Genomic DNA, 25,861 nt, shown 5'->3' with positions numbered 1-25,861 from the left:
AGTTTCGGATCCAGTTTTCAGGGTGTAACCTTGAACGTATGTACAAGAGACATACGACAAGCGAATGGCTATTCATTCACACGATATGTGATGAACTGAATAACCGTACGATAGAATTTGCATAGCAAATTCATGTTTGGTGGCGATAGCGGAGGGGTTCCACACGTACCCATCCCGAACACGACCGTTAAGCCCTCCAGCGCCGATGGTACTTGGACCGCAGGGTCCTGGGAGAGTAGGACGTCGCCAAGCAGAGCTTTATGAATGTTATTCCCTGATAGCTCAGTTGGTAGAGCACTCGACTGTTAATCGAGTTGTCACAGGTTCGAGTCCTGTTCGGGGAGCCATATGGAGAGGTGTCCGAGTTGGCCGAAGGAGCACGATTGGAAATCGTGTAGGCGCCAAAAGCGTCTCGAGGGTTCGAATCCCTCTCTCTCCGCCATAATTATTTTATTGTATGGCCCGTTGGTCAAGGGGTTAAGACACCTCCCTTTCACGGAGGTAACAGGGGTTCGAATCCCCTACGGGTCATAAGTAGTATGGAGGCTTAGCTCAGCTGGGAGAGCATCTGCCTTACAAGCAGAGGGTCGGGGGTTCGAGCCCCTCAGCCTCCACCATTTATTTAAATAGAAGTCCCTAATATTATCGCGGGGTGGAGCAGTTCGGTAGCTCGTCGGGCTCATAACCCGAAGGTCGCAGGTTCAAATCCTGCCCCCGCAACCAATTATATTTTGAATGTAAACTGCTATGGAACTGTGGTGTAGAGGCCTAACATGCCTGCCTGTCACGCAGGAGATCGCGGGTTCGAATCCCGTCAGTTCCGCCATTTTTACAAAGTTATATTACCCTGTTGGGAGCCATTAGCTCAGTTGGTAGAGCACCTGACTTTTAATCAGGGTGTCGAAGGTTCGAGTCCTTCATGGCTCACCATTCATGAACTTATATGTCATGGATATAATAATATTGCGGACGTGGCTCAGCGGTAGAGCATCGCCTTGCCAAGGCGAGGGTCGCGGGTTCGATTCCCGTCGTCCGCTCCATATTTGCGCCCTTAGCTCAGCTGGATAGAGCGTTTGACTACGAATCAAAAGGCCGGGAGTTCGAATCTCTCAGGGCGCGCCATTAACTTCATAAGCCGGTGTGGCGGAATTGGCAGACGCGCGCGACTCAAAATCGTGAGGGAAACCGTGGAGGTTCGAGTCCTCTCACCGGCATGTATTTCGGGATGTAGCTCAGCTTGGTAGAGCACCTGGTTTGGGACCAGGGGGTCGCATGTTCAAATCGTGTCATCCCGATTCAAAAGGAAAGTCGCTGGAAGCAGCGGCTTTTTTGTTATATTAATTATCTTTTTGTATAAATCAGTAATCGCCAGGTCACACTAACACAAAAAGTGGGACGGAAGGGATTACTGTGAAGCGATTAAGTTGGAAAAAACAGATGAAACGGCGCTGGAAACAGTGGAGAAGAACAGTGTGGGCCTGTAGCATTTTTGGTGCGGCTTGTTTGCTGGCAGGGTTGGGTATTCTGTTTTCGAATTATATGCAGGCTATGTTGTCACAGCCACTCGCTACTACCGTCATGGCAGAGGAGGGCATGGAGGAGGCTTCACATCTGGGTCCAACTGAAGATCACTCCTCACATATGCAACTATTACAAAGTATTCGTGCTTCCGGTATAAGCAGGAAGACCCGTCTGTTAACCACCTACGTATGTGGTACGGAAACACTTTCCTTGGGAACGCTAAGTTCACAGCAGCTAGAGACCTTACTGAAGCAACATCCCGATTGGAAGGGACGACTTAATACCAAAGGAGAGGTGTGGCTGGAACGCAGGGTGGAAGACTTGTCAGAGTCATGCAAAGAGCGTGGATACATGGGTTTGAGCACTGACGGCCAGCTTACATTGTATGAAGGACTGCCTAAAAGAGAAAAAGTTATCCGCACTTTTTTTCAATTGGATGTGGGTTCCATGGAGACGGCCTTGCCAGAAGGGGTGTATAAACAACTTCAGCAGGGAATCCGTGTACAGGATATAAATGAGTATAACAGTGTAATTTCCACTTTTAGTGACTTTGCCGTGGAGCGAACACAAAGGGTATTAAAACAGCACTATTGATTACAACTGCGAGACGTTAGGCTTTGCCCATGAGGTGAGGCTTGAAGCGTCTCTTTTTATGTTTTTACTCATGTTTAAATTTTTTCCTCTATTAGATACAAAGTTTTGTTATAATGAAAAGAACGACACATATGTTCGCTTTATATGGTATTTGGCTTTTGAGTATATTCAGGATAACGTGACTATTGGTTAGTTACGCCATGATTGAGCGATAGAGGAGAGATTTTTTTGCGTTTTCTAGGAATTGATCCGGGTATTGCTATTGTGGGCTTCGGGTTTGTAGACAAGATTGGCAGTAAAGTGGTGCCTGTGCAGTATGGCTGCATCCAGACGGAGGCTCATACACCGGAAGAAGAAAGGCTGCTTCATGTGTATGAAGGCATGTTGCAATTAATAGATAAATATAAGCCTGATGCAGTAGCACTGGAAAAGCTCTTTTTTAATCGCAACGTTACAACCGCTATGTCTGTAAGTCAGGCACGTGGGGTGCTGGTACTGGCTGCAAAACAACGTAATTTGCCTATAGGTGAATACACGCCGATGCAGGTAAAGCAGGCTATTGTAGGGTATGGTAAGGCTGAGAAGAAACAGGTACAAGAAATGGTTAGAATGTTTCTAAAGCTTCAAACTGTGCCGAAACCGGACGATGTAGCGGATGCTTTGGCGGTGGCTATTTGTCATGCGCACTCCTATGGACTAAATTCAAAATTAAATGAGGTATTGCGAAAATGATAGATTTCTTGCGTGGTTCTGTGGCCCATTTGGAAAATGAATATGTCGTTTTAGATGTACAGGGTGTAGGGTACCGGGTATTTTGTCCGAATCCTTACGCGTTCGCCAAAACTGAAGGTCCAGTGGTTATTTATATTCACCATCATGTAAGGGAAGATGCTATTTTACTGTTCGGTTTTGCGACCCGTGAGGAGCAGCAGCTATTCCGTAAACTGATTGATGTATCTGGTATTGGACCGCGTGTTGCGCTTGGTATTTTAGGAGGCGGTACGCCTGCTCATGTGGTAACGGCGATTTATCAGGAGAATATCACATTTCTCACCAAGTTACCGGGGATCGGTAAAAAGACGGCACAACGTATGATTCTGGATTTGAAAGACAAGCTGGACGGTATTGGCTCGTTGGGGATGGCAACTGGATTGTTTGCTGAGCCTGTCGTAGAAGAAGGCGAAGGTTCATATTGGGGCGAGGCCCGTGAGGCGCTCAAGGCCCTCGGTTATACTGATACTGAGTTGGATAAGGTATGGAGCAGAATGAAGAAAGATGCAAAACCTGATGAATCTGCCGATATTTTGATGAAGCGGGCTTTGCAACTGTTGTTTGCCGGATAGGACGCGGATGTCCGTTAACAAGTGTCTGGTGAAAAGAGGAGCGATGGAATATGGATGACCGGATTATTTCCGCCAATTTGATGATGGAAGACCAGACGGCGGAGCTAAGCCTTCGCCCCCGTTATCTAAATGAATATATCGGGCAAAATCAGGTTAAGGAAAATCTGAAAGTATATATCGAAGCGGCCAAAATGCGTAAAGAAGCGTTGGACCATGTACTGTTGTACGGACCGCCGGGGTTGGGTAAAACAACTCTTGCTAACATTATCGCCAATGAGTTGGGGGTTAATCTGCGTACAACTTCAGGTCCTGCAATTGAAAGACCGGGAGATTTGGCAGCATTGCTGACCAATCTTCAAGAGGGTGATGTTTTGTTCATTGATGAGATTCATCGCCTTCATCGTACGGTGGAAGAAGTCATGTATCCGGCGATGGAGGATTTTGCGCTGGATATTATGATTGGTAAAGGCCCGAGTGCACGCTCGGTCCGTCTGGATTTGCCACCCTTTACTCTTATAGGGGCCACTACGCGCGCTGGGCTGCTCTCTGCGCCATTGCGTGACCGGTTTGGTGTTATTAGTCGATTAGAGTTTTATACGACAGACGAGCTGGCTTACATTGTGTCTAGGAACGCGGATATTATGGAGATTGAAATTGTCGGGGATGCGGCGGAGGAAATCGCATTGCGTTCACGGGGGACACCGCGTATTGCCAACCGACTATTAAAAAGGGTGCGTGATTTTGCCCAGGTTGCCGGAGACGGAATTATTCATTCTGAGTTGGCTGCAGAGGCGCTAAAGAGACTTCAAATAGATCCTCTCGGGCTGGATGAAATTGATCATAAAATGCTTAAGGCCATGATTCATTCATTCCGGGGCGGACCTGTAGGATTGGACACAATTGCTGCAACCATTGGTGAAGAGAGTCAGACTATTGAGGACGTGTATGAACCCTATTTGTTACAAATTGGTCTTTTACAAAGAACACCTCGGGGACGAACAGTGACTCCGGCGGCATATGCCCACCTTGGAATCCCCATGCCAACGGATCCACGGTGATTAGGAAACATGATGCACTTTTAAAAAAAATCATTGCATGGTTACATGCAAGTATGGTGAATACGATATCGGCTGATGGATGACTGAGGAAATGAGAGTATAAGTAAGATTTTGGCGGGTTTACATTTTGGCTTATTCCGCCGATGTATTTAAAGGGACAGACAAGGATCGAGAGCCCGATAAATTACGCAAATATAAGTGCTAGGCAGCTAGATTGGGGGAGCCAGAAATGAGTGGAAAAGCATTTAACCGAGAAAGTATTTTCGGTGCATGGATGGGCCGGGCCAAACGAGCAGCAGCGATTATGGTATTAGCTACAGTGTGCATACCTTGGTCTTCGGGCGTTCATGCTGCCGCCGCCCAAGAGGATATTCGTGTAGTGATTTTTGCGGATCTAGGTAGCAAATATAAAGCGACAGTCCCCGCTGTAACCTTGAAATCATCAGGAGGTCTGAGTGTTGGACAGAACAGTGGAGGCAGCTTTCAAACTTGGATGGGACTGCCAGACAGTACAGCTCGTTTTAGTGTAGACAGCTATCGGGTGAAGGTACTTGAAGGAAATGAAGCAGCGGCGATAAAAGCGGCGCAAGCCCTGCAAAAGACTAATGATAAACCTACGGTTTTTATCGGTTCAAAAAATGGTAGCTCTGTGTATCAAGTGTACGCGGGAATATATGCTAGTGAACAGTCTGCGCAGGCTGCTGTACAGCGGATTTCCTCGGCAACCGGAGCGCAGGCCGAGGTGAAGGGAAACAAGCATTGGTCCACTGGAAGCTACGGAAGCGAGCAGGAAGCTAATCTCGTTCGAACGACAATTGCTGCGGCGGGCTTTGATGCTTTTACTGTGATTCAATCAAGAGGTCAGTATGCTGTGTGGGTTGGAGAAGAAAGTAATGACAGCAAGCTGTTGGCTTTGAAAACTGAGTTGGAGAGCAAGCAACCGAGACTCACGCTGTCTAAAGTTAATGCTACTCAAACCGGCCTCATTATAAGACAGGAAGCAGGAGTCACGACTGGCTCGCAGGTGATGTCTCATTACATGCTAAGTGGTTCTGATAATAGCAAGGTAATTGTCAGCGGTGGTAATGATGGAATACAAGTGATGGAAAGATCACAGCGTATATATCGCGGCGAGATGGAGATTGGCATGACGTCAGGTCAGCTGGCGCTTGTGAACGAAGTTCCTTTGGAGCAGTATTTGTATTCCGTGGTAGGAGCAGAGGTCTATTCCTCATGGCCAGATGAAGCGCTCAAGGCTCAAGCGGTAGCGGCTCGTAGCTACGCGCTTGCCCAAGGCAATCGGTTTCAGATCGGCAATGTGGTAGACGGCACGTTAAGCCAGGCTTACAACGGTAAGAGCTCGGAACATGCCAATGTCAATGAGGCTGTAGATGCAACAGCTGGTGAAGTCATTAAAAGTGGCGGCAAAGTGGTCGAAGCTGTATTTTCATCTAATGCGGGCGGTGTGACAGCAGATGCTTCCGAGGTGTGGAACAGTGGTGGCGAAGCCTTTGCCAGCGTAGACAGCTCGGGGGATACTTCGGCGCAAAAAGGAGCACAGGAATGGTATCATGTACTTCTCTCCAGTGGCAAGACAGGGTATATTCGTGAGGATAATGCTAAGGAACTGGAGGGTGTCACAGAAGCGGGGTTAGACAAAATCACCGTCACTGCGGAAAATACAAATGTGCGTTCTATTCCCCAAATTCAATCGACGGTTACACCAATAGCCAAGGCGCAGCCGGGTGAAGAGATCATTGTATTAGAAAAGGTGCCTCAGTCCGGAGACTATGCATGGGTGAGGGGGCCCTTTACGTCAGCTCAGCTTGCTAAATCCCTGCAAGGGAAAGTAACGGGTACAGTGCCTTCCTCTATTAATCACCTCGATGTCACCAAACGTGGTCCATCAGGGCGAGTGTTGGAGGTTGAAGCGAACGGATCCCCTTTGAAAGTGAAGTATCCGGATATGTTTCGCTCAGCAATGGGCGGACTCCCGAGCACACTGTTTGATATTGCGAGTACCGGAAGTTATACTGTATTAGGCGCTGATGGGGCTACTTCTCATGTAAGTGGTACACAAGGCACTCAAATCCTGTCCGCATCTGGCAGCAGTACTTCAAGTGGTAACGGGGTGATCGTCATGAATGAAGATCGTCATGCACGAGTCATTGACAAAACACAAAGCTTTATTTTTACAGGTAAAGGAAATGGTCATGGTTTGGGCTTATCCCAATGGGGTGCCAATGGTTTGGCCGAGCAGGGGTATGATTACAAGAAAATTTTGCAACACTATTATAAAAATGTGGATATAGTTAAGGACTGACCAATATATGAACGTAAACGACTACGATTTTGAACTGCCTGAAACATTAATTGCACAGACGCCTTTGCTTGATCGGAGCGCTTCCAGATTACTGACGTTAAACAAAAATAACGGTGAAGTGGGCCATCATACGTTTTCGGATATTGTGCAGTATCTCCAACCAGGGGATACGTTGGTATTAAACGATACGAGAGTGATTCCTGCACGCTTGTTTGGCATCAAGGAAGACACGGGAGCTAAGGCTGAGGTTTTGTTGCTTAAGCAACTGCAAGGGGACCGATGGGAAGCATTGGTGAAACCCGGTAAAAAGCTGAAAAAGGGTGCTGTTATCGTTTTCGGTGATGAGCTGAAAGCAGTAATTGAGGAAGAAGGAGATATGGGCGGAAGGGTACTGACATTTTCATATGACGGTATTTTCCAGGAGATATTGGACCGATTGGGCCAAATGCCGCTTCCGCCGTATATCAAGGAACAACTGGATGACCGTGAGCGCTATCAGACCGTTTATGCTCGGCATGAAGGTTCGGCTGCGGCTCCAACGGCAGGGCTGCACTTTACAGAAGAATTGCTGGACCAGATTAAAAAGAAGGGCGTTACCGTTGCCTTTATCACACTTCATGTTGGCTTAGGGACGTTCAGACCGATGTCTGTGGATACGATTGAAGAGCATGTAATGCATGAAGAATACTATTCATTGTCACAGGAAACAGCCGATGTGCTCAATGAAACCAAGGCGCGCGGTGGAAGAGTCGTGGCGGTGGGGACGACCAGTTGCCGGACGCTGGAGACGGTGGGTAATAAATTTGGTGATGGAGTATTAGAGGCCAGTAGTGGCTGGACACAGATTTTTATTTATCCAGGCTATGAATTCCGTGTGGTGGATGCGATGATTACGAATTTTCATTTGCCCAAATCCACCTTGGTTATGCTGGTCAGCGCACTGGCGGGCAGGGAGAATATTATGCATGCTTACCAGGAGGCGATTGACCGAAAATATCGGTTTTTCAGCTTCGGGGATGCAATGTTCATTTATTAATTAAGGATGGTAGAGAAAATATGGCACCAGCAATAAGATACGAACATATCAAAACCTGCAAGCAATCGGGAGCCCGTCTCGGGCGTGTACACACTCCTCACGGAGTTATTGAGACACCAACCTTTATGCCTGTGGGAACTCAGGCGACTGTTAAAACGATGAGTCCTGAGGAACTGAAAGCGATGGATGCTCAAATTATTTTGAGTAACACGTACCATTTGTTTCTTCGTCCGGGCCACGATATTATTCGTGAAGCGGGTGGACTGCACAAGTTTATGAATTGGGATCGTCCTATTTTAACAGACAGCGGCGGATTCCAGGTGTTTTCTTTAAGTGAAATGCGTAAAATTTCAGAGGAGGGTGTTCATTTTCGCTCTCATTTAAATGGAGATAAGAAGTTTCTTTCACCAGAAGTGGCGATGGAAATTCAAAACTCGCTTGGCTCAGATATTATGATGGCCTTCGATGAATGCCCGCCGTTTCCGGCTGAATATGAGTATGTTAAAAAGTCACTGGAACGCACCAGCCGTTGGGCTGAGCGTTGTCTAGAGGCACACGCGCGTCCTCATGATCAAGGTCTGTTTGCCATTGTTCAGGGAGGCATGCATGAAGATCTGCGCAAGCAAAGCGCTGCGGATTTGACTTCCATGGATTTCCCGGGGTATGCTATTGGTGGACTGAGCGTAGGTGAACCGAAACATTTGATGTATGAAGTGCTCGATTATACGGTTCCTCTGCTTCCTACCAACAAGCCACGTTATTTGATGGGCGTGGGTTCGCCTGATGCTTTGATTGAAGGCTCTATCCGTGGTGTGGATATGTTCGATTGTGTACTTCCAACGCGAATTGCTCGCAACGGGACAACGATGACCAGCCAAGGTCGTCTTGTCGTTCGCAATGCCCAATATGCAAGTGATTTTGGCCCGCTCGATCCCGCTTGTGATTGTTATACTTGTCGCAATTATTCACGTGCTTACTTGCGACATTTGATTAAAGCGGATGAAACCTTCGGGCTCCGACTGACAACGTATCATAACTTGCATTTCTTAATACAATTGATGCGTAATGTCAGACAAGCGATTATGGATGACAGGCTGCTTGATTTCCGAGATGAATTTTTTGAGCAGTACGGTCTTCATGATAATGATAAAGGCTTTTAAGTTTTAGGGAGAGTATACGAAAGGGGGATTTAACATGTTTCATTTTGCTACAGCCGCTACTGCACCCGGTGGAACTGGCGGACTTTTCCAAATGATCTGGCCACTGGCTCTGATGTTTGTAATCTTCTATTTCTTGCTGATTCGCCCGAATCAGAAAAAACAAAAGCAGCGTCAAACGATGCTTCAAGCTTTGAAAAAGGGAGATAAAGTAATTACAATCGGAGGTCTTCACGGTACAATTATGGAGATTACGGATGATGTAGTAGTTTTGCGTGTGAATGATGTCACGAAGCTGACCTTTGACCGCAGTGCAATCAGCAACGCGATTGCAAAAGACACGGCATCTGAGGAAGTTGTTTCCAAATCGTAAAATGCTGGTGACCGTTATGCAAAAACCGAGCCTTTGAGGAGGCTCGGTTTTTTTGTGTTGTTTTATTACATGGATACAAACATTGTGATTACTTGTTGAGATTAATGCCAAACATCCCACCACCTGCGCCTATGACAAACGCGAAACCTAAGTGTAACAGGTCCTTGCCGTTCATGCCCGCATCCAATGCCAGAAAACCGACCAGAAGAACGATTAGTCCATACAGGATGCCTGTAATACCGCCTTGATACCAGCCTTTGTTTGTGGATCTTTTACCGGCGACGAAGCCGCCAGATAGCATGGCGAATGCATGGACGATGTACGTATACAATGATAAGTCCTGTTCCTGCATCTGTGTCAGCCACAAGAGTAGTGAAAGAATCAATGCGCCAAGCAGCATCCATGCAAAAGCATAGAATAAGCCGGATAAAATAGGATGGGCCAGACGAAACGAACACCAGCGGCGAATGAGCTCCATTGATAATTCCTCCTGTACCAAGGTTTGAACTATTATCATTCTATGGCCAAGCCTCACGGCTTAGTACCAAGTCGCAAGCAGTCTTTCTCTTTATTTCAATAATTTAGCCTTTTGTTTTTTGAATGAGCCATTTGAGGAACGGTCAGAATACGTGTACAATGAACGACTCATGTCTTATTGCAAGTACAGGGGAGGAGGCGAACATATTGAGTCACGATATTTTTGCTCATATTTTTCGGACGCTGCTCATGTATTTTATTGTATATTTAGTGATGCGCTTGATGGGTAAAAGGGAGATCGGCAAATTGTCTGTTTTCGATCTTGTCATATCCATTATGATTGCGGAAATCGCTGTATTCAGCCTGGAGGACATAAAACGTCCACTTTACGAAGGATTGATTCCTTTAGGAGTGCTGTTAATTTTGCAAATTGGGATTTCCTATTTCAGCCTGAAAAGTCGGCGACTGCGCTTACTATTTGATGGTAGGCCCAGTGTATTGTACTCTAATGGACAATTAAACAAGGACGAAATGGTGAAACAACGTTACAATTTGGATGACTTGCTGTTACAACTTCGTGAACAAAATATAGAAAGTCTGGACGAAGTTGAATATGTTATTTTGGAAACGACAGGTAAGCTAACGGTTATAGGTAAGGATGATAACGATGGAGTGGAACACGAAAAAATGAAGCAGGAATTAAACGGAACAGATTTGGCAAACAAAGAGCTACAGGTGAATAAAGTCCATCCTTCTCCACAAATCGGTGGAAAGTTTAGATATGAGGGACTGCCTATTCCATTAATCATGGATGGTAAGGTGCTGGATCGAAATTTGGAACGGATGGATATGAACCGGTTTTGGCTTAAAAATCAAATTCAAGCGAAGGGACACAAAGATTTTAAGGATGTTTTTTTATGCTCGGTTAACCATAGAGGTGATGTGTACATTACACCACCGGCCTATGGAAAATCTTCGGATTAGATTTCTTATGCTTTAAACCACCTTCTCAGGATTGGAATGCGTGTAAGGTTGTCCCAATCAATCATTTTGATCAAGGTCATCAGGAAAAGGTACAGAATAATTCCCAAGCCTGCGGCAAAAATAAATTGGAGCCACATTTGGTCGAACATCGTTAAATGTCTGTAGGTATATAACACTGCTGCTGCCATGATGATCATGCCTATCCCGGTCTTCCAGAAATCGAGCAAACGTACGCGGAAGCGAAGTAGCCTGCTGACACTGAAGCCATGAAGGAGAGTAACAATGGCACTGTTAATACAAATGGCGATGACAGCTCCGTAGATACCGTACTGAGGTTGGGAAGCAAGCCAGACGATCAGCACAATTTTGATAACGGCTCCGATAAAGGTATTTAATAAGGCACTTCCAGGACGGTCTAACGCTTGAAGTGCTGCCTGAAGCGGGGCCTGAATGTACATAAAAAGAGCAAAAGGTGCCATGAGCTTAAGCATTCCTGCAATATCGCCATTATTGTAGAGTAGCAGACACAGAGGTTCTGCCAATACATACATGATCACGGCAAATGGGGCTCCTGCAACCAAAGCGAGCCGAAGCGATTGATGTAGACGTTTGTGAATGGCTATAATATGCCCCTTAGCCGCTGCTTCGGATAACGAAGGAACGAGTGAAACAGCTAATGAACTGGTCAGAACCCCAGGTAGTAATAACACAGGAATGACCATGCCCTGCATGGCTCCATATTGTGCGGTTGCCACGCCAGTTGCAATGCCTGCTACGGCAAGACTGCGCATGCACAAGATAGATTCGAGCAAATAGGATAAGGAACCGACAAGCCTTCCAGCAGTCACGGGAACGGATATAGACATAAGACGTGACAAAACAGATGATTGCTCGGGATGAACCTCAGAGGAAGGGCCAGGCGAATTCGGCTGAAGGATGCGATCTTTTCGCTGGTTACACACGTATTGCCAAAGAAGCACAATCATGCCAATGAATTCGCCCGCCAGAGCACCGAGCATGGCACCTGCAGCAGCGTAGGCTACCCCATGGGGAAGTAACAAGTAAGCAAACCAAATGACACAAAAAATGCGCATAACGGTCTCCGCAATCGAGGAACTAGCGGAAGGAATCATATTTTGCTTTCCCTGAAAATAGCCCCTATAAGCTGAAGAAACAGCTACAATGACAATCATTGGGCTCATGCTCACGAATGTATGATACACGCGGCTGTCGGTCAGAAGATGGCTTGTGATCCAAGGCGCGAACACAAGACAAAGCACCATGGCGATCAGACTGAGTGTAATGGTGAAGCGCAGGCTGGTGTGCAAAATACGCCGCGACATTTCGGGCTGTCCAGCCGTTTCAGCTTCGGCTACAAGCTTGGCTACCGCAAGAGGGATCCCCCCTGTAATAAGCGTCACCAGAACGATAAAAAAGGGATACCCCTGTTGGTACAAGCCAACTCCTTCGGGGCCGATGATACGCGGGAGTGCGATTCGGGGAATAAAACCAAGTATCCGGTTAATAATTCCCGCTGCCAATAAAATGATTGCTCCATGGATGAAAGTCTGCTTTTTCAATCGCAACTCCCTCTTCCCCAAAATGTAATTCTGCGTCTATGCATTACTTTAGAAGATATGCTGGACCTGTCCATGTTCATGACAAGCTTTTCCGTTCAGAAACAAAGTGATTTAGGTAACAAGAGGGGGAGTGGTGAATTCTGCTATTGACGAGCGAAATGAATGCATATATTGTTGATTTAAGGCTATTTTCAACGAAAAGAAGGGTTTTCCAGGATCAGGACAGAAATGTTCTACAAAGCAGTCAATAACCCCGCTAATTGCTGATCTGCGGAACCGGTAGTCGCTGGGAGGAGGAACGGCCATCGTGGGTATGGAAGAGCTGGATGAGCAGGATTGGGATGACGCAATTGAGATGCTCTGTCAAAGTAAGGCGGACGAGTTGATTCTCGTAGGCTATGAGCATGTCACAAGTAAGGACGTGTGGAATTGCGTCAGCCATAAATATGAAAAGGAGGGTATCCCTCCGCTGCACAAGCTCGTTAATGATATACTTTCCCTTAAAGCGACGAGCTTTATGAACTATTTGACGATGTCCGCATTACGGGGCTCCACTTTCGAATAGAAAGGGGTCTTTTTTTGCGTTCAAATTGACTGCTTTTTGAGGGGTAGCTATAATAGGAATATTGAGAATGAAAGGGGAACATGGGACGGAATGAAGAGAATTCTAAGTTTCATCGTGGTCGTGCTCATAACTACTGGTGTTATGATCGGGACAAGCCCGGGCCTACTGAACAGTTTAAAATTAGGCCTCGATTTAAAGGGAGGCTTTGAAATTTTATATGAAGCCCAGCCTTTGGAAGCCGGGCAGAGTGTAACCAGCCAGTCTCTTATACAAACAGCTCAAAGTCTGGAGAGACGGATAAACGCGCTTGGTACAACTGAGCCGGAAGTAACAACAGAGGGTACCAACCGTATTCGTGTGCGGCTTGCTGGTGTCTCTAATGAAGCAGAAGTCCGCTCTATGCTGAAAAAGCCTGCCGAGTTGACCTTCCGCAGTGCAACGGCAGCGGATGCTAAAAAGCCAGGCCAATACAGCAAAATTGAGCTCCGCGGTAATGATTTTGTGGAGAATGGCGCTGTTGTCGGCTATGATCAGCTGAACCAACCTGAGATTAGTATCAAAGTGAAGGATAAAGCTAAATTTGCAGAAATCACAAAGCGACTTCTGAATAAAGAATTGGCTATTTTCCTCGATCAGGAATTGCTGTCTGCACCTACAGTACGTGGGGAATTAACGGACGGTAGCGCGTCAATCACAGGTAGTTACACTCGTGATGAAGCGAATAAACTGGCGGATACGATTAATCTGGGTGCCCTTCCGCTCAAACTGACGGAAAAATATTCTCAGAGTGTAGGTGCTACGCTGGGCCAATTGTCACTAGATCAGACGATTCGTGCTGGGTTGATCGGCTCGATCATTATTCTGGTATTTATGATTGCGATGTTCCGTGTACCGGGATTAGTCGCCAGTTTCTGTCTCATCGTTCATACCTGGGTGGTGCTTGCCATCTTTTATTTGGGTGGATTCGTGCTTACGCTTCCGGGTATTGCAGCCTTCGTGCTCGGGATCGGGATGGCGGTAGATGCCAATATCATTACGTATGAACGGATTAAAGAAGAAATCAAGTCAGGCAAAACGATTCGTTCTTCTGTCATTGCAGGTAGTAAGGCTTCGTTCCGTACCGTTATGGATGCCAATGTTACGACAATTATAGCGGCAGCGGTTATGTTTGGTCTGGGAACAGGCTCCGTTCGAGGATTCGCTTTGGTGCTCATCGTTGATATTGTCACCAGTATTTTGACGAATATCTTCTTCTCCCGCTTCTTACTCAATCTGCTGGTTAAAGCGGATGTTGTGAAGAAGGCCAAGTATTTTGGTGTGAAGGAGAGTGATATCAGTGCGCTTTAATTGGAACTTGAAATATATTAAGATGAGCAAGTGGTTTTACACGTTCTCGATTATTATCACACTGCTTGGTATTCTGAGTTTATCGATATTTGGTCTGAATTACGGGGTGGATTTCCGTTCCGGTTCCAATGTGGATGTCAATCTGACTAAAGTAGTTACACAAGAACAGATCCAGACTTTGCTGAACAAGCAGGAGATTGGCAAAGAGGTCGATTATACGCAGGGTAAAGAACGCTTCGGTATTCGCTTCTCGCAGGTTTTGACGGATCAGCAAGTGAATAACTTTAAGACTTCTTTTAATAAAGAGCTGGATCCGAAGGCCTCCTTTGAGGTCAATACAGTGGATACGGAAATGGCGCAAGAACTAGAACGAAATGCGTTATGGGCGATTTTATTGGCTTCTGTGGCTATCGCTATTTATATCTCAATCCGTTTTGAATGGCGGTTTGCCGTTGCAGCAATTGTTTCGTTGTTGCATGATGCCTTCCTCGTCATCAGTATTTTCTCGATTTTCCGTCTTGAGGTGGATTTGACCTTTATTACTGCAATTCTGACGATTGTCGGTTTCTCCATTAATGACACTGTCGTTATTTTTGACCGTATACGGGAAAATCTACGATTTGCGAAGAAGAAGTCTAGGGACGACTTAGAGCAGGTAGTTGATCACAGTATTGCGCAGACAATGACTCGTTCACTTGCAACCGTGTTTACGGTATTTATTGCCTCCTTATGTTTGTTCATATTTGGCGGCGAATCGATCCGTATGTTCTCACTTGCGATGGTTATTGGTTTGTTGTTTGGTGCTTATTCCTCCATTTTCATTGCCAGTCCGCTGTGGGTAGCTTTGAAAGGAAAACAAAAGTCTCCGACAGCCGGCGGGGGCGCGGTCAAAACTGCAAAGTCTTAAGTTACGCAAATACCAGTAGTATAAATTAAAGAGAAAGCCGCGTCTGCTTGGGCGCGGTTTTCTAAGGTTTTGAGATTTACCTTGAGTAAGGCACAATAGTGGACACTTAAATGTGAATGGTTTTTTGTTTTGAGAAATTCGGTTATTTTAGAATGGAGCTTTATTGGGAAAGGGTTAGTTCAGGATTGAGGGGGAAACGTTGTGAATAGCGAACGCAGCCGATCATTGGAAACTGCGGCGTTGAGCGGAATTGTAGGTAATCTCGCGCTGGCTGTTCTAAAGGGAACCGTCGGTTATGCGGCAAACAGCAAGGCGTTGTTGGGGGATGCACTGCACACGGCTGCGGATAGTGCTTCCCGTTTGCAGGAGCTTCTGTTTTCCAAGGGTGCTACAGGGCACGGAATGCTGGCACGGTTGCGGAACGGTGAAAAAGTTAGGACGGTCATATCTGTAGTGCTGGCTATTTTAGTGCTGATGAGTGGTCTTCAGCTAGCTATCTCGGCGGTTCGTTCATTAAGCAGTTCGGAACCGCAGGCTCCCGGTCTGTATGCATTAATTACCGTATTTATTGCGTTGGTGTTGAGAGAGGCGTTATTTCAGTTTCAATATCGCTATTCGATTAAACATGGTCATAAAGCGGAAGCAGATCGGTACGCTAACCATGAACGTTACTCGCTGTATGCATCGTTGATTGCATTGATCGGCATGATCGGTGCAATGACTGGCGAAGCAATGGAATGGCCTGCATTATTATATCTTGATCCAACCGCAGCTTTGCTGGTAGCCTGTCTGGTGCTTCGCAAAGGATATTTGATGGTAATAAATACCGCTTACCAGGTTCCTGCACAGCCCTTGCAGGAGGAAGACTCCCGACGCTTTATGGAGACGATTCAACGGGTGTATGGTATTGTAACGGTTGAGCACTTACATGCCCAGGAAACAGGCCATTTCATAACAGTGGATGTAACGATAAGTGTGAACCCGCGGATTACGGTACAGGAAGCGCAGGAAATCGCCGATCGAGCCAAAAATCTACTGTTAGCCCGTTTTCCACAGGTGACCCATGTACAAATGCAGTTCATTTCTTATCAAGCCGGATATCCTTACAAATCCAATCATGAACTGCCAGATAATGATGTGTCGTCGTTGCTTCAATAGGGCAGGACGACTATGAAAGAAAGGTGAATAGGATTGCTTCATTCGCAGTACAGATGGAAGACCCCAGAGGCTAACCTGGAAGCGGCTCAGCTGTTGACAGAAGAACTGGGGATTTCACCATTGTTGTCCCGGCTTTTAGTGAACCGGGGCGTCACTACCGCCGGGGAAGCAAACCGCTTTTTGTACGGAAGTGTGGACGATGTACACGACCCTTTTTTGCTTCTTGGTATGGAAGAGGCTGTGCCGAGAATTCGTCAGGCTCTGGAACGAGGCGAGCATATATTAATCTATGGAGATTATGATGCGGACGGCGTATCCAGTACATCATTGATGATTCAGCTCATGCGTTTTCTAAAGGCTTCCTATGATATTTATATTCCCCATCGTTCTAACGAGGGATATGGTCTGCATAACCATGCCCTTGATTGGGCACATCAGCAGGGAGTTACACTGGTCATTACGGTAGATACGGGAATTAGTGCAGTAGAGCAAATTGCTTATGCAACTTCCTTGGGGATAGACGTTATTGTGACGGACCATCATGAGCCGCCTGCAGTACTTCCCGAGGCATATACTTTGATTAATCCGAAGCTCCCCGGTTGCCCATACCCATTTAAAGGTCTTGCAGGTGTTGGTGTTGCCCTGAAGCTCGCTCAGGCGCTGTTGGGTGAAGTGCCAGAGGAATGGTTTGAAATCGCCGCTATCGGCACGGTAGCCGATCTGATGCCACTACATGGTGAAAATCGGACGATGGTACGCAGAGGGATTCAATCCATGAGAAACTCTGCATTTCCGGGGATTCGTGCGTTGCTCCATGTAGCGGGCGTAGATATATCTACAGTGACTTCAGTCAACATCGCATTTGCCTTGGCTCCGCGGATTAATGCCAGCGGGCGCCTGGATCATGCAGGACGAGCCGTTTCTTTGCTAACGACAGAAAAAGAGGAAGAAGCAGACCAACTTGCGCATGCGCTGGACCTGCTCAATCGTGAGCGTCAACAGGTGGTTGAACGTATCGTGGAGCAAGCCGAGCAACAATTGGCATCCAAACTGAATGGAGGCAAGCTACCGTCAGTTATTGTGTTGGCTGGTGAAGGCTGGAATGTCGGCGTTGTCGGAATTGTGGCATCCAAGCTATTGGATCGCTATTATCGACCGACCATTATTCTGGGTATAGATGCTGAGACAGGCATGTGCAAAGGTTCCGCCCGTTCTATTCCTGCATTGGATATTTACAGTGCTCTTACGGACAGCCATGAGCTTATGGAGCATTTTGGTGGTCATCCTTCGGCTGCGGGTATGACGCTGTCCCGTGACAATCTGGAATTGTTTGAAGAGAAGCTGAACCGCTATGCGGGTTCCATTTTGACACCAGACGATCTCATTCCTGTAGCTGAGGCTGATATGGTCTGTCGTTTGGACGAGGTATCTTTGCAAGTGGTTGAAGAACTGGAGTTGCTTCAGCCTTTTGGTATGGGGAATCCATCTCCACGATTCGTATTACAGGGTCTGCAATTGCGCGAGGCTCGTAAAATGGGACGTGAGAAAAATCATGTGAAGCTCCTGCTGGAGCAGAACGGTTTATCGCTGGACGCGATTGCCTTCCGTCGTGGCGATTTGGCTGATTTTTTACAGCAACAAACGGAGATAGATCTGCTGGGTGAATTGTCAATTAACGAATGGAACGGTAAAAAGTCTCTCCAACTCATGATGCAGGACATTCGAGTGCAGGCACCGCAAATTTTTGATTATCGTGGAGTGTCGGACCCTTTTGCCGAATTAGAGCGGGGACTGAAGATCTTTCATCCACGCATAGAGGAAAGAAAGAAAGACGTTGCGGTGTTGATCCACCCGTCATCTAGGCTTCGTCCATCGGGCTCCGTGGACGCTGAATCCTTATGGTTATACGATAAAGACGGCAGCGTTATTCCCAGTGATGGTCAAAGAGATGCACAGCACTCTGTGAAGTCGGTATTCGTACTGGAGCCACCGGATACACCGGATCAGTTTCAGGCATTATGGTCTACCTTTGAGAATGTAGAGAATGTATTTCTCCTTCATTCGGTCAGTGAGCGTGGCGGTCGACTCGTAAGTCCTGACAGAGAGCTATTCAAGCGTATCTACGTTGTGCTTTCCCGAATGGGAACACAGCCTATTGATGAAAAGGCAATGCTGCCTGCTCTTAGCCGACAGTGTTCCTGTTCAGTACGCATGTTATCCAAAGTACTGGACATCTTCGAAGAGCTTGAGTTTATGACACGTACAGATGGTCAATTCCGTTTTGTGTCCAATCCGCCCAAGCGGGATTTAACAGCTTCTCCGCGCTATCAGGAATTATATAATATGGCTGAGATGGAGCGGTATTTGCTGGATGCGGACACCACCCAGATGACGAGCTGGATCATGTCGCTTATGAAGGGTGCATCTTGAGATACTGCTTTGCAATTTTGTAAAATGCTTATACTAATTTGAAGTTTACAGTAGGAGGAACTAAGTTGGACTACAAAGAATATATTCGGGTGATTTCCGATTTTCCACAACCAGGGATTAGTTTTAAAGACATTACAACCCTAATGAAAAATGGTGAACTGTACCGCAAGGCTATCAACGATATGAAGGAATTGGTATCGGATTTAAAAATTGATTTGATTGCAGGTCCAGAAGCACGTGGATTCGTTATCGGTGCGCCTCTGGCTTATGCGCTTGGCGTTGGTTTTATTCCGATCCGTAAAAGTGGCAAGCTCCCTGGAGAAACCATTGAGGAAGCATACGGTTTGGAGTATGGTAAAGATACGCTGGCGATGCATAAGGATGCTATAGAGCCAGGCCAAAATGTTTTGATTGCTGATGACCTGCTTGCTACAGGTGGAACTATTGCTACATCCGTGAACTTGGTACGCCAGCTTGGTGGCAATGTGGCAGGGGCTGCTTTTCTTATCGAGCTGTCTGATCTAAACGGTCGGGCGAAGCTGCCCGACGTAGATGTATTCACCCTGATTACGTATTAAGTATTTCGAAACCCGGGTTTCCCGGGAAATAATTATGTATGGATTGCCTAAATAGTCCGATGGAACATCTCTTTATCTAAAGAGTTGCTCCATCGGACTATTTTGTTTCTTTGTTGGAAATAGGTATGAAAAAAATTAAAAATGTCGATGAAAAATGCAGCTTGTTCCTTATCAAGGTTAAAGTGGATATTGCAACTAAAGTGGTGATAAAAGGCCGTGCATAAAAAAACGCCGACACCATGAGAGATGGATCCTTACACGCTTATCTTAACAGCTCAAGCATGTTGATCCGTGACCTCATGGAGCGGCGGTAAAGTTAAAAACAGATATCAATCTGGTGTTTTCTCGGTTAAAGGTTCCTGTGATTTATCGTTGGACCAGCCGAGCACGTCAATCAGCTTGAAGAACAAGCTGAGGATGATGCCGATGATTGTAGCCAATGCCATACCTTTCAAGGTCACAGCGCCCCAAGTGAGCGTAGTACCACTGATTCCGACAACAAGCACGATGGTCGCAAGCAGCATGTTAGTTGGCTTGGCGAAATCAACCTTTTGCTCAACGAAGATCCTTAGACCGGAGGCAGCGATGACACCGAATAATAGTAAGGATACGCCACCCATAACTGGAGCTGGAATATTAGAAACAATCGCTGAGAACGTGCCTGAAAAGGACAGCAGGATGGCAATGATAGCCGCTCCGCCAATAACCCATACAGAGTACACTTTAGTTAATGCCATGACACCAATATTTTCACCATAAGTCGTATTAGGCGTAGAACCGACAAAACCCGAAATGACGGTGGAAATACCGTTACCCAGCAGAGAGCGGTGGAGACCAGGATCTTTGGACAACTCACGCCCGACAATGTTGCTAGTCACAAGTAAGTGACCAATATGCTCTACGATGACGACCAGAGCAACAGGAAGAATCGTCAGCATAGCAGAGGTATTAAAAACTGGAGTGGTAATTGCAGGATGTCCGAAAAAAGGAGCGTCTGCGATGGCCTGTGTATTGACCATGCCCATAAAATAAGCAAGCACATAGCCCACTACGATACCGATCAGAATATGAATGATTTTGGCAAACCCACGAAACAACACCGCACCCAGAACAGTAACCCCGAGTGTAACGAGCGAAAGAGTAATCGTTTTGGGATCTGGAGTCCAAGCTTTAGTAGGATCGGCATTGATAATGCCTGCCATGCCTGCTGCAACCGGAACCAGCTCCAGACCGATTAAGGCTACGATGGAGCCCATAACAGCTGGAGGAAATACGACGTCCAGCCAACGGGTTCCGGCATATTTGATCACCAGTGCGACGAGGCAGAAAATAATACCTGTAATGATGAAAGCACCGAGGGCCATAGCATAGCCGTTGCCGCCGGGATTGTTTTTAAGCACAAGACTGACGGGAGCGATAAAAGCGAAGCTGGAGCCGAGATAGGCAGGAATTTTGCCACGGCAGATCCATATGTACAACAATGTGCCAATACCGTTCATTAGCAAAATCATGCCGGGATCGACGCCGAAAATATTCGGCACCAGCACGGTACTGCCAAACATGGCAAACAAATGCTGTACGCTGAGTAGGAACCCAGGTCCTGCTGGAAGCTTTTCATTAACTTGAATTTCGCGTTGCAACGCAGTTCACTCCTTAGTACTTTCAATTATTCTTATATACATTAATTACTTTTCGTAATTTTTTCAATATAATTCGTTTCAATTCGTCAACAATCCTCATTTTACTTATCCATGTGCGACAGAATAATGCTACAATGCCAAACCTGTAATAGTTGACGTGTGACGTGCTAACCGTCATAATTGTAAGAAATCACTTTTAAAAGGGAACCTTTGCGCGACATTGATCGGCGGGTTCCATTTTGCATAGAAAGGACACGGAATAGAGCAGAATGGGGATAGAGCAATTACTTAAAAAGGCCGGGGCCTATACCAGAGAAGCAGATCTTATCCGCATCAGGGACGCCTATGATTTTGCCGAACAGGCCCATTCCGGCCAGACTCGTAAGTCCGGTGAACCTTATATTTTGCATCCGCTTGCGGTTGCTGATATCGTCGTTAATATGCAGATGGATACCATCTCCATTATCGCCGCTCTTTTACATGACGTTGTGGAGGATACGACGGTGTCTTTGGCGCAGATTCGCGAGCATTTTGGCGATACATGTGCGATGCTTGTCGATGGTCTGACGAAGCTGGAGCGTATCCAGTTCCGTTCCAAGGAAGAACAACAGAACGAAAATTATCGAAAAATGTTTATTGCTATGGCACAGGACATTCGTGTCATTGTCATTAAGTTAGCAGATCGTCTGCACAACATGCGTACCTTGAAATATCAGTCAGAGGAAAGCCAGCGTCGGATTGCTTATGAAACGTTAGAGATTTTCTGTCCGGTTGCAAACCGACTGGGTATTTCAGCCATTAAGTGGGAAATGGAAGATATTGCTCTGCGCTATCTGAATCCTCAGCAGTATTATCGCATCGCTAATTTGATGCATAAGAAGCGGGCAGAGCGGGAGCAGTTTATTGATAATGTCATACAGCGTATCAGAGAAAAGCTGGAAGAGATGGGCATTCAGGCTGATCTGTCCGGACGCCCTAAACATATTTACAGTGTGTTTAAAAAAATGACGACGAAGAACAAGCAGTTCAATGAAATATATGATTTGCTGGCGATTCGAATTATTGTGGATAACATTAAAGACTGTTACGCCACACTGGGGATTATCCATACGTTGTGGAAGCCGATGCCGGGGCGGTTTAAGGATTATATCGCTATGCCTAAGGCCAATATGTATCAGTCCCTTCATACGACAGTAGTAGGTCCTAACGGGGAGCCTACCGAGGTGCAAATTCGCACAGTGGATATGCACCGTACCGCTGAATTCGGGATTGCGGCCCATTGGGCCTATAAAGAAGGCAACGGAGCAAACAACACTAACTTTGAGGATAAAATCACCTTTTTTCGAGAAATCCTGGAGCTGCAAAATGAAGCGAAGGATGCGTCGGAATTTGTGGAATCGCTCAAAATGGACTTTTTCTCAGACCTTGTGTTTGTGTTTACTCCTAAGGGAGAGGTCATTGAGTTGCCAGCCGGATCCGTTCCGCTGGACTTTGCTTTCCGTATTCATACCGAAGTTGGCAATAGAACGATTGGCTCTAAGGTAAATGGAAGAATCGTACCTTTGGATTATCGGCTTAAAACTGGGGATATTGTCGAAATTATGACGTCCAAACATTCTTATGGACCTAGTCAGGACTGGCTCAAAATTGCTCAGTCCTCTCACGCGCGCAGTAAAATCAAACAATGGTTCAAGAAAGAAAAGCGTGAGGAGAATGTTGAAAAAGGCCGTGAAAATCTGGAACGTGAGCTAAGAAAACGCGATATCGAGCCATCGGTATGGATGAGCGACGACAAGCTTCAGGAAGTGGCACAGAAGTTCTCTTTTAACGATTCCGAAGATATGCTGTCTGCGATTGGTTTTGGTGGTATAACCGCAGCGCAGGTCTGTACACGTTTGACAGAGAAGCTGCGTAAGGAACAAGAAGAGGCACGGTTGATCGAATTGACGACCGAGGTCAAGGAGTACAAGCCGCAGGGCGAACGGAAAAAAACACCGACCAACGGTGTCAGCGTCAGAGGCGTCGATAATTTACTCGTTCGTTTTGCACGATGTTGTAATCCCGTACCGGGAGATGACATCATTGGCTATGTAACACGTGGACGCGGCGTATCCGTTCACCGGACGGATTGCCCGAATATTCCTTCGGGTACGGGCGAAGACCAGGCGCGTGTGATTGAAGTAGAGTGGGAAGAAGCAGCGGAAGTCAATTACAGTGTCGATATTGAGATTACGGGCCATGATCGCAACGGTTTGCTGAATGAAGTGCTTCAGGCCATTTCTGAGAACAAAACCAGCTTCTCGGCCGTTACAGGTCGTACAGATAAAAATAAAATGGTGATGATTCACATCACGATTCTCATTCGCAACACGGATCATTTACATTCTGTTGTCGAACGGATTAAACGGGTGAAGGATGTATACACCGTGCATCGGATTATGCAATAACCTTATGAAGCGTACGGATAGGTTTATAGCCTTTGTAACACATCTTGGGTAGAAAGACCCATAGGCTGCTAAAAGAGCCGTAGTACGGCTGTGAGCACCTTTTAAAAGGGAAGGTTAAAGGAGATATCGGATAGTCGATGAAGATCATTATTCAGCGCTGTAAAGACGCTCAGGTAACGGTGAATCAAAAGGTGGTTGGCAAGATTGGAACCGGATTAATGCTGCTGGTTGGTATTGGTCAGGGAGATATAGCAGCCGATGCCGTTTATTTGGCGGATAAAACGGCGGGATTGCGTATATTTGATGATGCTGAAGGCAAAATGAATGACAGCGTTCTGGATGTCGGTGGAGCCATTTTGTCTGTCTCTCAATTTACGTTGTATGGTGACTGCCGTAAAGGAAGAAGGCCTAACTTTATGGGGGCGGCCAAACCTGAGGAAGCGGAGAAGCTGTATGATTTCTTCAACAGTCAGCTTCGAGCCAAGGGCCTGGAAGTAGAAACGGGAATTTTTGGGGCTATGATGGATATTTCATTGACGAACTGGGGCCCAGTGACACTGATTTTGGATAGCGAACGTTCGTAGCTATGCGTTCATGGCGTGATCTGAGTAGAATAAAATAGCTGTTCAGAGGGACCATAATGTCATCCCGATTGGTGATTAGCCAGGCGGATAGCCTAAGGGTGACAGGAGAGACGAAGCTATGCGTCAAACCCCAAAAATGGACGGGCATCGAAGCACTATGCTGCTTTTTCCCGGTAGTATGCAGGAGGCAATCAGCCTTACTCGTAATGCTGATACGTTATTACAGCATGTTGCAACAGCCATCGACAAGCCAGGACGCGGCGCTTTGCCGCGCAGGTAACATTGGGTTAAATGGAGCGTTAATGAGGTGCCACCCGAAAGTAGCATAAAGTGGCCAAAAATAAAATATGTAGCATTGAATTAGTGGAGGAGCCGAAAGGCTCCTTTTTCTTTTCCGCCGCTGCGAATTGTTATAAAAATAGATCAAGCGGGTAATAACAAATCGTGGTAGAAAAATAAACTTAATTTTAAACTTGTATCGAGGGTAACCGGAAAGGAGATCTGAACATTCATGAGTAAAATTGCATTTTTATTGGCTGACCAATTTTAAGATTCCGAAATGAAGGTACCTTATGATGAATTAAAAAAGGCTGGACATGAGGCGGATATTATTGGGCTAAAACAAGGTGAGAAAGTGAGCGGTAAGCAAGGCAAAGCAAGCTACACCATTGAAAAAGCCATTGCAGATGTGAAATCAAGTGATTATGATGCAGTTGTTATTCCTGGTGGATCATCTCCGGAAAATCTACGTTTGGATGCAAATGTTCTGAAATTTGTAACTGAAATTAATGAGTCCAAAAAAACGATTGGCGCTATCTGTCACGGGCCACAAATTTTGGCGAGTGCCGATTTGTTACAAGGCCGGACGATTACAGCTTATCCTCCATTGAAAGATGACTTGATTAATGCGGGTGCTCATTTTGAGGATCGAGAGGCGGTTGTGGACGGTAACTTTATTACGTCTCGGACCCCTAAGGATGAGCCCGCTTTTGTGCGTGAGTTGTTAAAGGCATTGTAATTTCCGTGAATGCTTCCTAGATTTATGCCAGTACAATTCCCAAATGAGGAGGATTTGATATGGCTAAACAGATTCAGGCTTATTTTCGCACAGAAGATGAAGCTGAGGGCGCTAGAGCTTCGCTTCAGGCTTATAGAACTGAACATTTGGAAGTAGGTGCTCTGGATGAGACGCTCGGTCGGGAGACGAGGGTTTTAATTCCGTTGGTCCCTTATAACAATACTGGCTCTGTGAGCACAGGAGGCTCAGCGGGTGCGGCAATCCCTGCGGCGGGTGCTTATGGCGAGAATATTTTACCAGATGCGAAGGATGACCAGATTAACTCTGGCTCAGCCCAAAGGGATCTGGATGAAGATCGGAGCGGAACAACGAATCATGACGGAGGGTTGCTCCGTGCAACAGATGTGTATATTAACGGTGATCAAGATGAATTGCGGTATGTATTATCAGCAAAGGTGAATGATGCCGATTATGATGAGGTCATTTATAAGCTACGCTCCAATCGTGGATATGTATCGCAGTTGGATTAAAGCTGAGCGCGCGATACCAGATTGACGATACTTGAGGAATCTAACTACAAAAGAGTGACTGTAATACAATTGTAATATTCAAAACATCATTCCTTAATATTCGTTGTTTATAATAACAGCATGACCCCCTTTTGATATATCTTTTGAACCTGCGGACCGTTTCCGCAGGTTATTTTCTTTTTATAGGACTTATTTGTACAGTAAATTGCTA

General features: G+C 46.2%; 23 protein-coding genes, 11 tRNA genes and 1 rRNA gene. 32 read left to right on the top strand and 3 right to left on the bottom strand.

Annotation, left to right across the window (positions count from 1 at the left end; translation table 11 throughout):
• Window positions 1-135 precede the first annotated feature (135 nt).
• From rrf to yajC, 20 genes are all read left to right on the top strand, one after another.
• A 5S ribosomal RNA gene (gene rrf / locus MKY35_RS19870) occupies window positions 136-252 on the top strand.
• Between the two features lie 19 nt (window positions 253-271).
• Window positions 272-347 (top strand) — tRNA-Asn (locus tag MKY35_RS19865).
• Window positions 348-350: 3 nt separating this feature from the next.
• Window positions 351-442 (top strand) — tRNA-Ser (locus MKY35_RS19860).
• A 17-nt stretch (window positions 443-459) separates the two neighbouring features.
• Window positions 460-531: transfer RNA gene (locus tag MKY35_RS19855), tRNA-Glu, on the top strand.
• 10 nt (window positions 532-541) lie between these two features.
• Window positions 542-617: transfer RNA gene (locus MKY35_RS19850), tRNA-Val, on the top strand.
• A 29-nt stretch (window positions 618-646) separates the two neighbouring features.
• Window positions 647-723, top strand: a tRNA-Met gene (locus MKY35_RS19845).
• Between the two features lie 26 nt (window positions 724-749).
• Window positions 750-826, top strand: a tRNA-Asp gene (locus MKY35_RS19840).
• A gap of 28 nt (window positions 827-854) precedes the next feature.
• A tRNA-Lys gene (locus tag MKY35_RS19835) sits at window positions 855-930 on the top strand.
• A 35-nt stretch (window positions 931-965) separates the two neighbouring features.
• Window positions 966-1,040, top strand: a tRNA-Gly gene (locus MKY35_RS19830).
• A gap of 5 nt (window positions 1,041-1,045) precedes the next feature.
• Window positions 1,046-1,122 (top strand) — tRNA-Arg (locus MKY35_RS19825).
• Window positions 1,123-1,134: 12 nt separating this feature from the next.
• Window positions 1,135-1,214 (top strand) — tRNA-Leu (locus MKY35_RS19820).
• Window positions 1,215-1,221: 7 nt separating this feature from the next.
• Window positions 1,222-1,295: transfer RNA gene (locus MKY35_RS19815), tRNA-Pro, on the top strand.
• Window positions 1,296-1,410: 115 nt separating this feature from the next.
• Window positions 1,411-2,115 carry a BofC C-terminal domain-containing protein gene (locus tag MKY35_RS19810; protein WP_342444631.1) on the top strand — a complete coding sequence of 235 codons (705 nt, stop codon included), beginning with the start codon at window positions 1,411-1,413 and terminating at the stop codon, window positions 2,113-2,115.
• Between the two features lie 228 nt (window positions 2,116-2,343).
• Window positions 2,344-2,847, top strand: coding sequence for a crossover junction endodeoxyribonuclease RuvC (gene ruvC / locus MKY35_RS19805; RefSeq protein ID WP_029514797.1), 504 nt, complete (start codon window positions 2,344-2,346; stop codon window positions 2,845-2,847).
• Complete coding sequence (gene ruvA, locus MKY35_RS19800) at window positions 2,844-3,458, top strand: Holliday junction branch migration protein RuvA (RefSeq protein WP_307347889.1); 615 nt, start codon at window positions 2,844-2,846, stop codon at window positions 3,456-3,458. Before ruvC ends, ruvA begins: the two co-directional genes overlap by 4 nt.
• Window positions 3,459-3,508: 50 nt before the next feature.
• The gene (gene ruvB / locus MKY35_RS19795) at window positions 3,509-4,516 is read left to right on the top strand and encodes a Holliday junction branch migration DNA helicase RuvB (protein WP_013372650.1); all 1,008 of its coding nucleotides are present in this window, start codon (window positions 3,509-3,511) and stop codon (window positions 4,514-4,516) included.
• Window positions 4,517-4,745: 229 nt separating this feature from the next.
• The gene (locus tag MKY35_RS19790) at window positions 4,746-6,839 is read left to right on the top strand and encodes a SpoIID/LytB domain-containing protein (RefSeq protein ID WP_342444630.1); all 2,094 of its coding nucleotides are present in this window, start codon (window positions 4,746-4,748) and stop codon (window positions 6,837-6,839) included.
• Window positions 6,840-6,846: 7 nt separating this feature from the next.
• Window positions 6,847-7,875: a tRNA preQ1(34) S-adenosylmethionine ribosyltransferase-isomerase QueA gene (gene queA / locus MKY35_RS19785; RefSeq protein ID WP_342444629.1), complete on the top strand. Its 1,029-nt coding sequence runs from the start codon at window positions 6,847-6,849 to the stop codon at window positions 7,873-7,875.
• Between the two features lie 20 nt (window positions 7,876-7,895).
• The gene (gene tgt / locus MKY35_RS19780) at window positions 7,896-9,035 is read left to right on the top strand and encodes a tRNA guanosine(34) transglycosylase Tgt (protein ID WP_039275028.1); all 1,140 of its coding nucleotides are present in this window, start codon (window positions 7,896-7,898) and stop codon (window positions 9,033-9,035) included.
• Window positions 9,036-9,069: 34 nt separating this feature from the next.
• A complete protein-coding gene (gene yajC, locus MKY35_RS19775) occupies window positions 9,070-9,405 on the top strand; it encodes a preprotein translocase subunit YajC (RefSeq protein WP_069290201.1) in 336 nt (111 codons plus the stop codon).
• Between the two features lie 88 nt (window positions 9,406-9,493).
• Here the strand turns inward: yajC and MKY35_RS19770 are convergent, their stop codons facing one another.
• Window positions 9,494-9,883, bottom strand: a complete 390-nt coding sequence (locus MKY35_RS19770) for a TIGR04086 family membrane protein (RefSeq protein WP_061829378.1) — start codon at window positions 9,881-9,883, stop codon at window positions 9,494-9,496.
• A gap of 206 nt (window positions 9,884-10,089) precedes the next feature.
• On the opposite strand from MKY35_RS19770, the gene MKY35_RS19765 reads away from it, so the two are divergent.
• Entirely contained in the window at window positions 10,090-10,866 is a 777-nt protein-coding gene (locus MKY35_RS19765) for a DUF421 domain-containing protein (RefSeq protein WP_342444628.1), read from the top strand.
• A 5-nt stretch (window positions 10,867-10,871) separates the two neighbouring features.
• Here MKY35_RS19765 and spoVB read toward each other — a convergent pair whose 3' ends face one another.
• Window positions 10,872-12,446: a stage V sporulation protein B gene (spoVB, locus tag MKY35_RS19760; protein ID WP_342444627.1), complete on the bottom strand. Its 1,575-nt coding sequence runs from the start codon at window positions 12,444-12,446 to the stop codon at window positions 10,872-10,874.
• A 307-nt stretch (window positions 12,447-12,753) separates the two neighbouring features.
• On the opposite strand from spoVB, the gene MKY35_RS19755 reads away from it, so the two are divergent.
• The 6 genes from MKY35_RS19755 (at window position 12,754) to MKY35_RS19730 (ending at window position 19,431) form a co-directional block, all read left to right on the top strand.
• Window positions 12,754-13,011, top strand: a complete 258-nt coding sequence (locus tag MKY35_RS19755) for a post-transcriptional regulator (protein WP_013311570.1) — start codon at window positions 12,754-12,756, stop codon at window positions 13,009-13,011.
• A gap of 90 nt (window positions 13,012-13,101) precedes the next feature.
• Entirely contained in the window at window positions 13,102-14,358 is a 1,257-nt protein-coding gene (gene secD, locus MKY35_RS19750) for a protein translocase subunit SecD (protein ID WP_069290197.1), read from the top strand.
• Window positions 14,348-15,265 carry a protein translocase subunit SecF gene (gene secF / locus MKY35_RS19745; protein WP_322173533.1) on the top strand — a complete coding sequence of 306 codons (918 nt, stop codon included), beginning with the start codon at window positions 14,348-14,350 and terminating at the stop codon, window positions 15,263-15,265. The genes secD and secF overlap by 11 nt, the downstream gene beginning before the upstream one ends.
• Before the next feature lie 201 nt (window positions 15,266-15,466).
• Window positions 15,467-16,423, top strand: a complete 957-nt coding sequence (locus MKY35_RS19740) for a cation diffusion facilitator family transporter (RefSeq protein ID WP_342444626.1) — start codon at window positions 15,467-15,469, stop codon at window positions 16,421-16,423.
• A 33-nt stretch (window positions 16,424-16,456) separates the two neighbouring features.
• Window positions 16,457-18,853 carry a single-stranded-DNA-specific exonuclease RecJ gene (recJ, locus tag MKY35_RS19735; RefSeq protein WP_342444625.1) on the top strand — a complete coding sequence of 799 codons (2,397 nt, stop codon included), beginning with the start codon at window positions 16,457-16,459 and terminating at the stop codon, window positions 18,851-18,853.
• 65 nt (window positions 18,854-18,918) lie between these two features.
• Entirely contained in the window at window positions 18,919-19,431 is a 513-nt protein-coding gene (locus MKY35_RS19730; RefSeq protein WP_029514814.1) for an adenine phosphoribosyltransferase, read from the top strand.
• A gap of 329 nt (window positions 19,432-19,760) precedes the next feature.
• Here the strand turns inward: MKY35_RS19730 and uraA are convergent, their stop codons facing one another.
• Window positions 19,761-21,071 (bottom strand): uracil permease, encoded by a 1,311-nt coding sequence (gene uraA, locus MKY35_RS19725; RefSeq protein ID WP_318627548.1) that lies wholly within the window; start codon window positions 21,069-21,071, stop codon window positions 19,761-19,763.
• Between the two features lie 269 nt (window positions 21,072-21,340).
• Here uraA and MKY35_RS19720 point away from each other — a divergent pair, with 269 nt between their 5' ends.
• From MKY35_RS19720 to MKY35_RS19700, 5 genes are all read left to right on the top strand, one after another.
• Complete coding sequence (locus MKY35_RS19720; protein WP_342444624.1) at window positions 21,341-23,518, top strand: bifunctional (p)ppGpp synthetase/guanosine-3',5'-bis(diphosphate) 3'-pyrophosphohydrolase; 2,178 nt, start codon at window positions 21,341-21,343, stop codon at window positions 23,516-23,518.
• A gap of 137 nt (window positions 23,519-23,655) precedes the next feature.
• Window positions 23,656-24,102: a D-aminoacyl-tRNA deacylase gene (gene dtd, locus MKY35_RS19715; RefSeq protein WP_342444623.1), complete on the top strand. Its 447-nt coding sequence runs from the start codon at window positions 23,656-23,658 to the stop codon at window positions 24,100-24,102.
• A gap of 118 nt (window positions 24,103-24,220) precedes the next feature.
• Window positions 24,221-24,382 (top strand): hypothetical protein, encoded by a 162-nt coding sequence (locus MKY35_RS19710; protein ID WP_165150826.1) that lies wholly within the window; start codon window positions 24,221-24,223, stop codon window positions 24,380-24,382.
• 279 nt (window positions 24,383-24,661) lie between these two features.
• Window positions 24,662-25,120 (top strand): type 1 glutamine amidotransferase domain-containing protein, encoded by a 459-nt coding sequence (locus tag MKY35_RS19705; RefSeq protein ID WP_342444622.1) that lies wholly within the window; start codon window positions 24,662-24,664, stop codon window positions 25,118-25,120.
• 59 nt (window positions 25,121-25,179) lie between these two features.
• On the top strand, window positions 25,180-25,650 hold the full coding sequence (locus MKY35_RS19700; RefSeq protein ID WP_342444621.1) for a hypothetical protein: 471 nt from the start codon (window positions 25,180-25,182) through the stop codon (window positions 25,648-25,650).
• Window positions 25,651-25,861: the final 211 nt, after the last annotated feature.

It is taken from the genome of Paenibacillus sp. FSL L8-0638 (genome assembly GCF_038593075.1).
Classification (GTDB): domain Bacteria; phylum Bacillota; class Bacilli; order Paenibacillales; family Paenibacillaceae; genus Paenibacillus; species Paenibacillus polymyxa_D.
The sequence above is the reverse complement of the archived record's forward strand: the minus strand, read 5'-3'. Positions and strand labels throughout refer to the sequence as shown.

What these genes read in the sequence shown, in the direction of transcription:
- ruvA (WP_307347889.1), top strand. Translation starts at nt 2,844, where the DNA reads ATGATAGATTTCTTGCGTGGTTCTGTGGCCCATTTGGAAAATGAATAT.
- ruvB (WP_013372650.1), top strand. Translation starts at nt 3,509, where the DNA reads ATGGATGACCGGATTATTTCCGCCAATTTGATGATGGAAGACCAGACG.
- MKY35_RS19790 (WP_342444630.1), top strand. Translation starts at nt 4,746, where the DNA reads ATGAGTGGAAAAGCATTTAACCGAGAAAGTATTTTCGGTGCATGGATG.
- queA (WP_342444629.1), top strand. Translation starts at nt 6,847, where the DNA reads ATGAACGTAAACGACTACGATTTTGAACTGCCTGAAACATTAATTGCA.
- tgt (WP_039275028.1), top strand. Translation starts at nt 7,896, where the DNA reads ATGGCACCAGCAATAAGATACGAACATATCAAAACCTGCAAGCAATCG.
- yajC (WP_069290201.1), top strand. Translation starts at nt 9,070, where the DNA reads ATGTTTCATTTTGCTACAGCCGCTACTGCACCCGGTGGAACTGGCGGA.
- MKY35_RS19770 (WP_061829378.1), bottom strand. Translation starts at nt 9,883, where the DNA reads ATGGAGCTCATTCGCCGCTGGTGTTCGTTTCGTCTGGCCCATCCTATT.
- secD (WP_069290197.1), top strand. Translation starts at nt 13,102, where the DNA reads ATGAAGAGAATTCTAAGTTTCATCGTGGTCGTGCTCATAACTACTGGT.
- MKY35_RS19720 (WP_342444624.1), top strand. Translation starts at nt 21,341, where the DNA reads ATGGGGATAGAGCAATTACTTAAAAAGGCCGGGGCCTATACCAGAGAA.
- dtd (WP_342444623.1), top strand. Translation starts at nt 23,656, where the DNA reads ATGAAGATCATTATTCAGCGCTGTAAAGACGCTCAGGTAACGGTGAAT.
- MKY35_RS19710 (WP_165150826.1), top strand. Translation starts at nt 24,221, where the DNA reads ATGCGTCAAACCCCAAAAATGGACGGGCATCGAAGCACTATGCTGCTT.
- MKY35_RS19705 (WP_342444622.1), top strand. Translation starts at nt 24,662, where the DNA reads ATGAAGGTACCTTATGATGAATTAAAAAAGGCTGGACATGAGGCGGAT.
- MKY35_RS19700 (WP_342444621.1), top strand. Translation starts at nt 25,180, where the DNA reads ATGGCTAAACAGATTCAGGCTTATTTTCGCACAGAAGATGAAGCTGAG.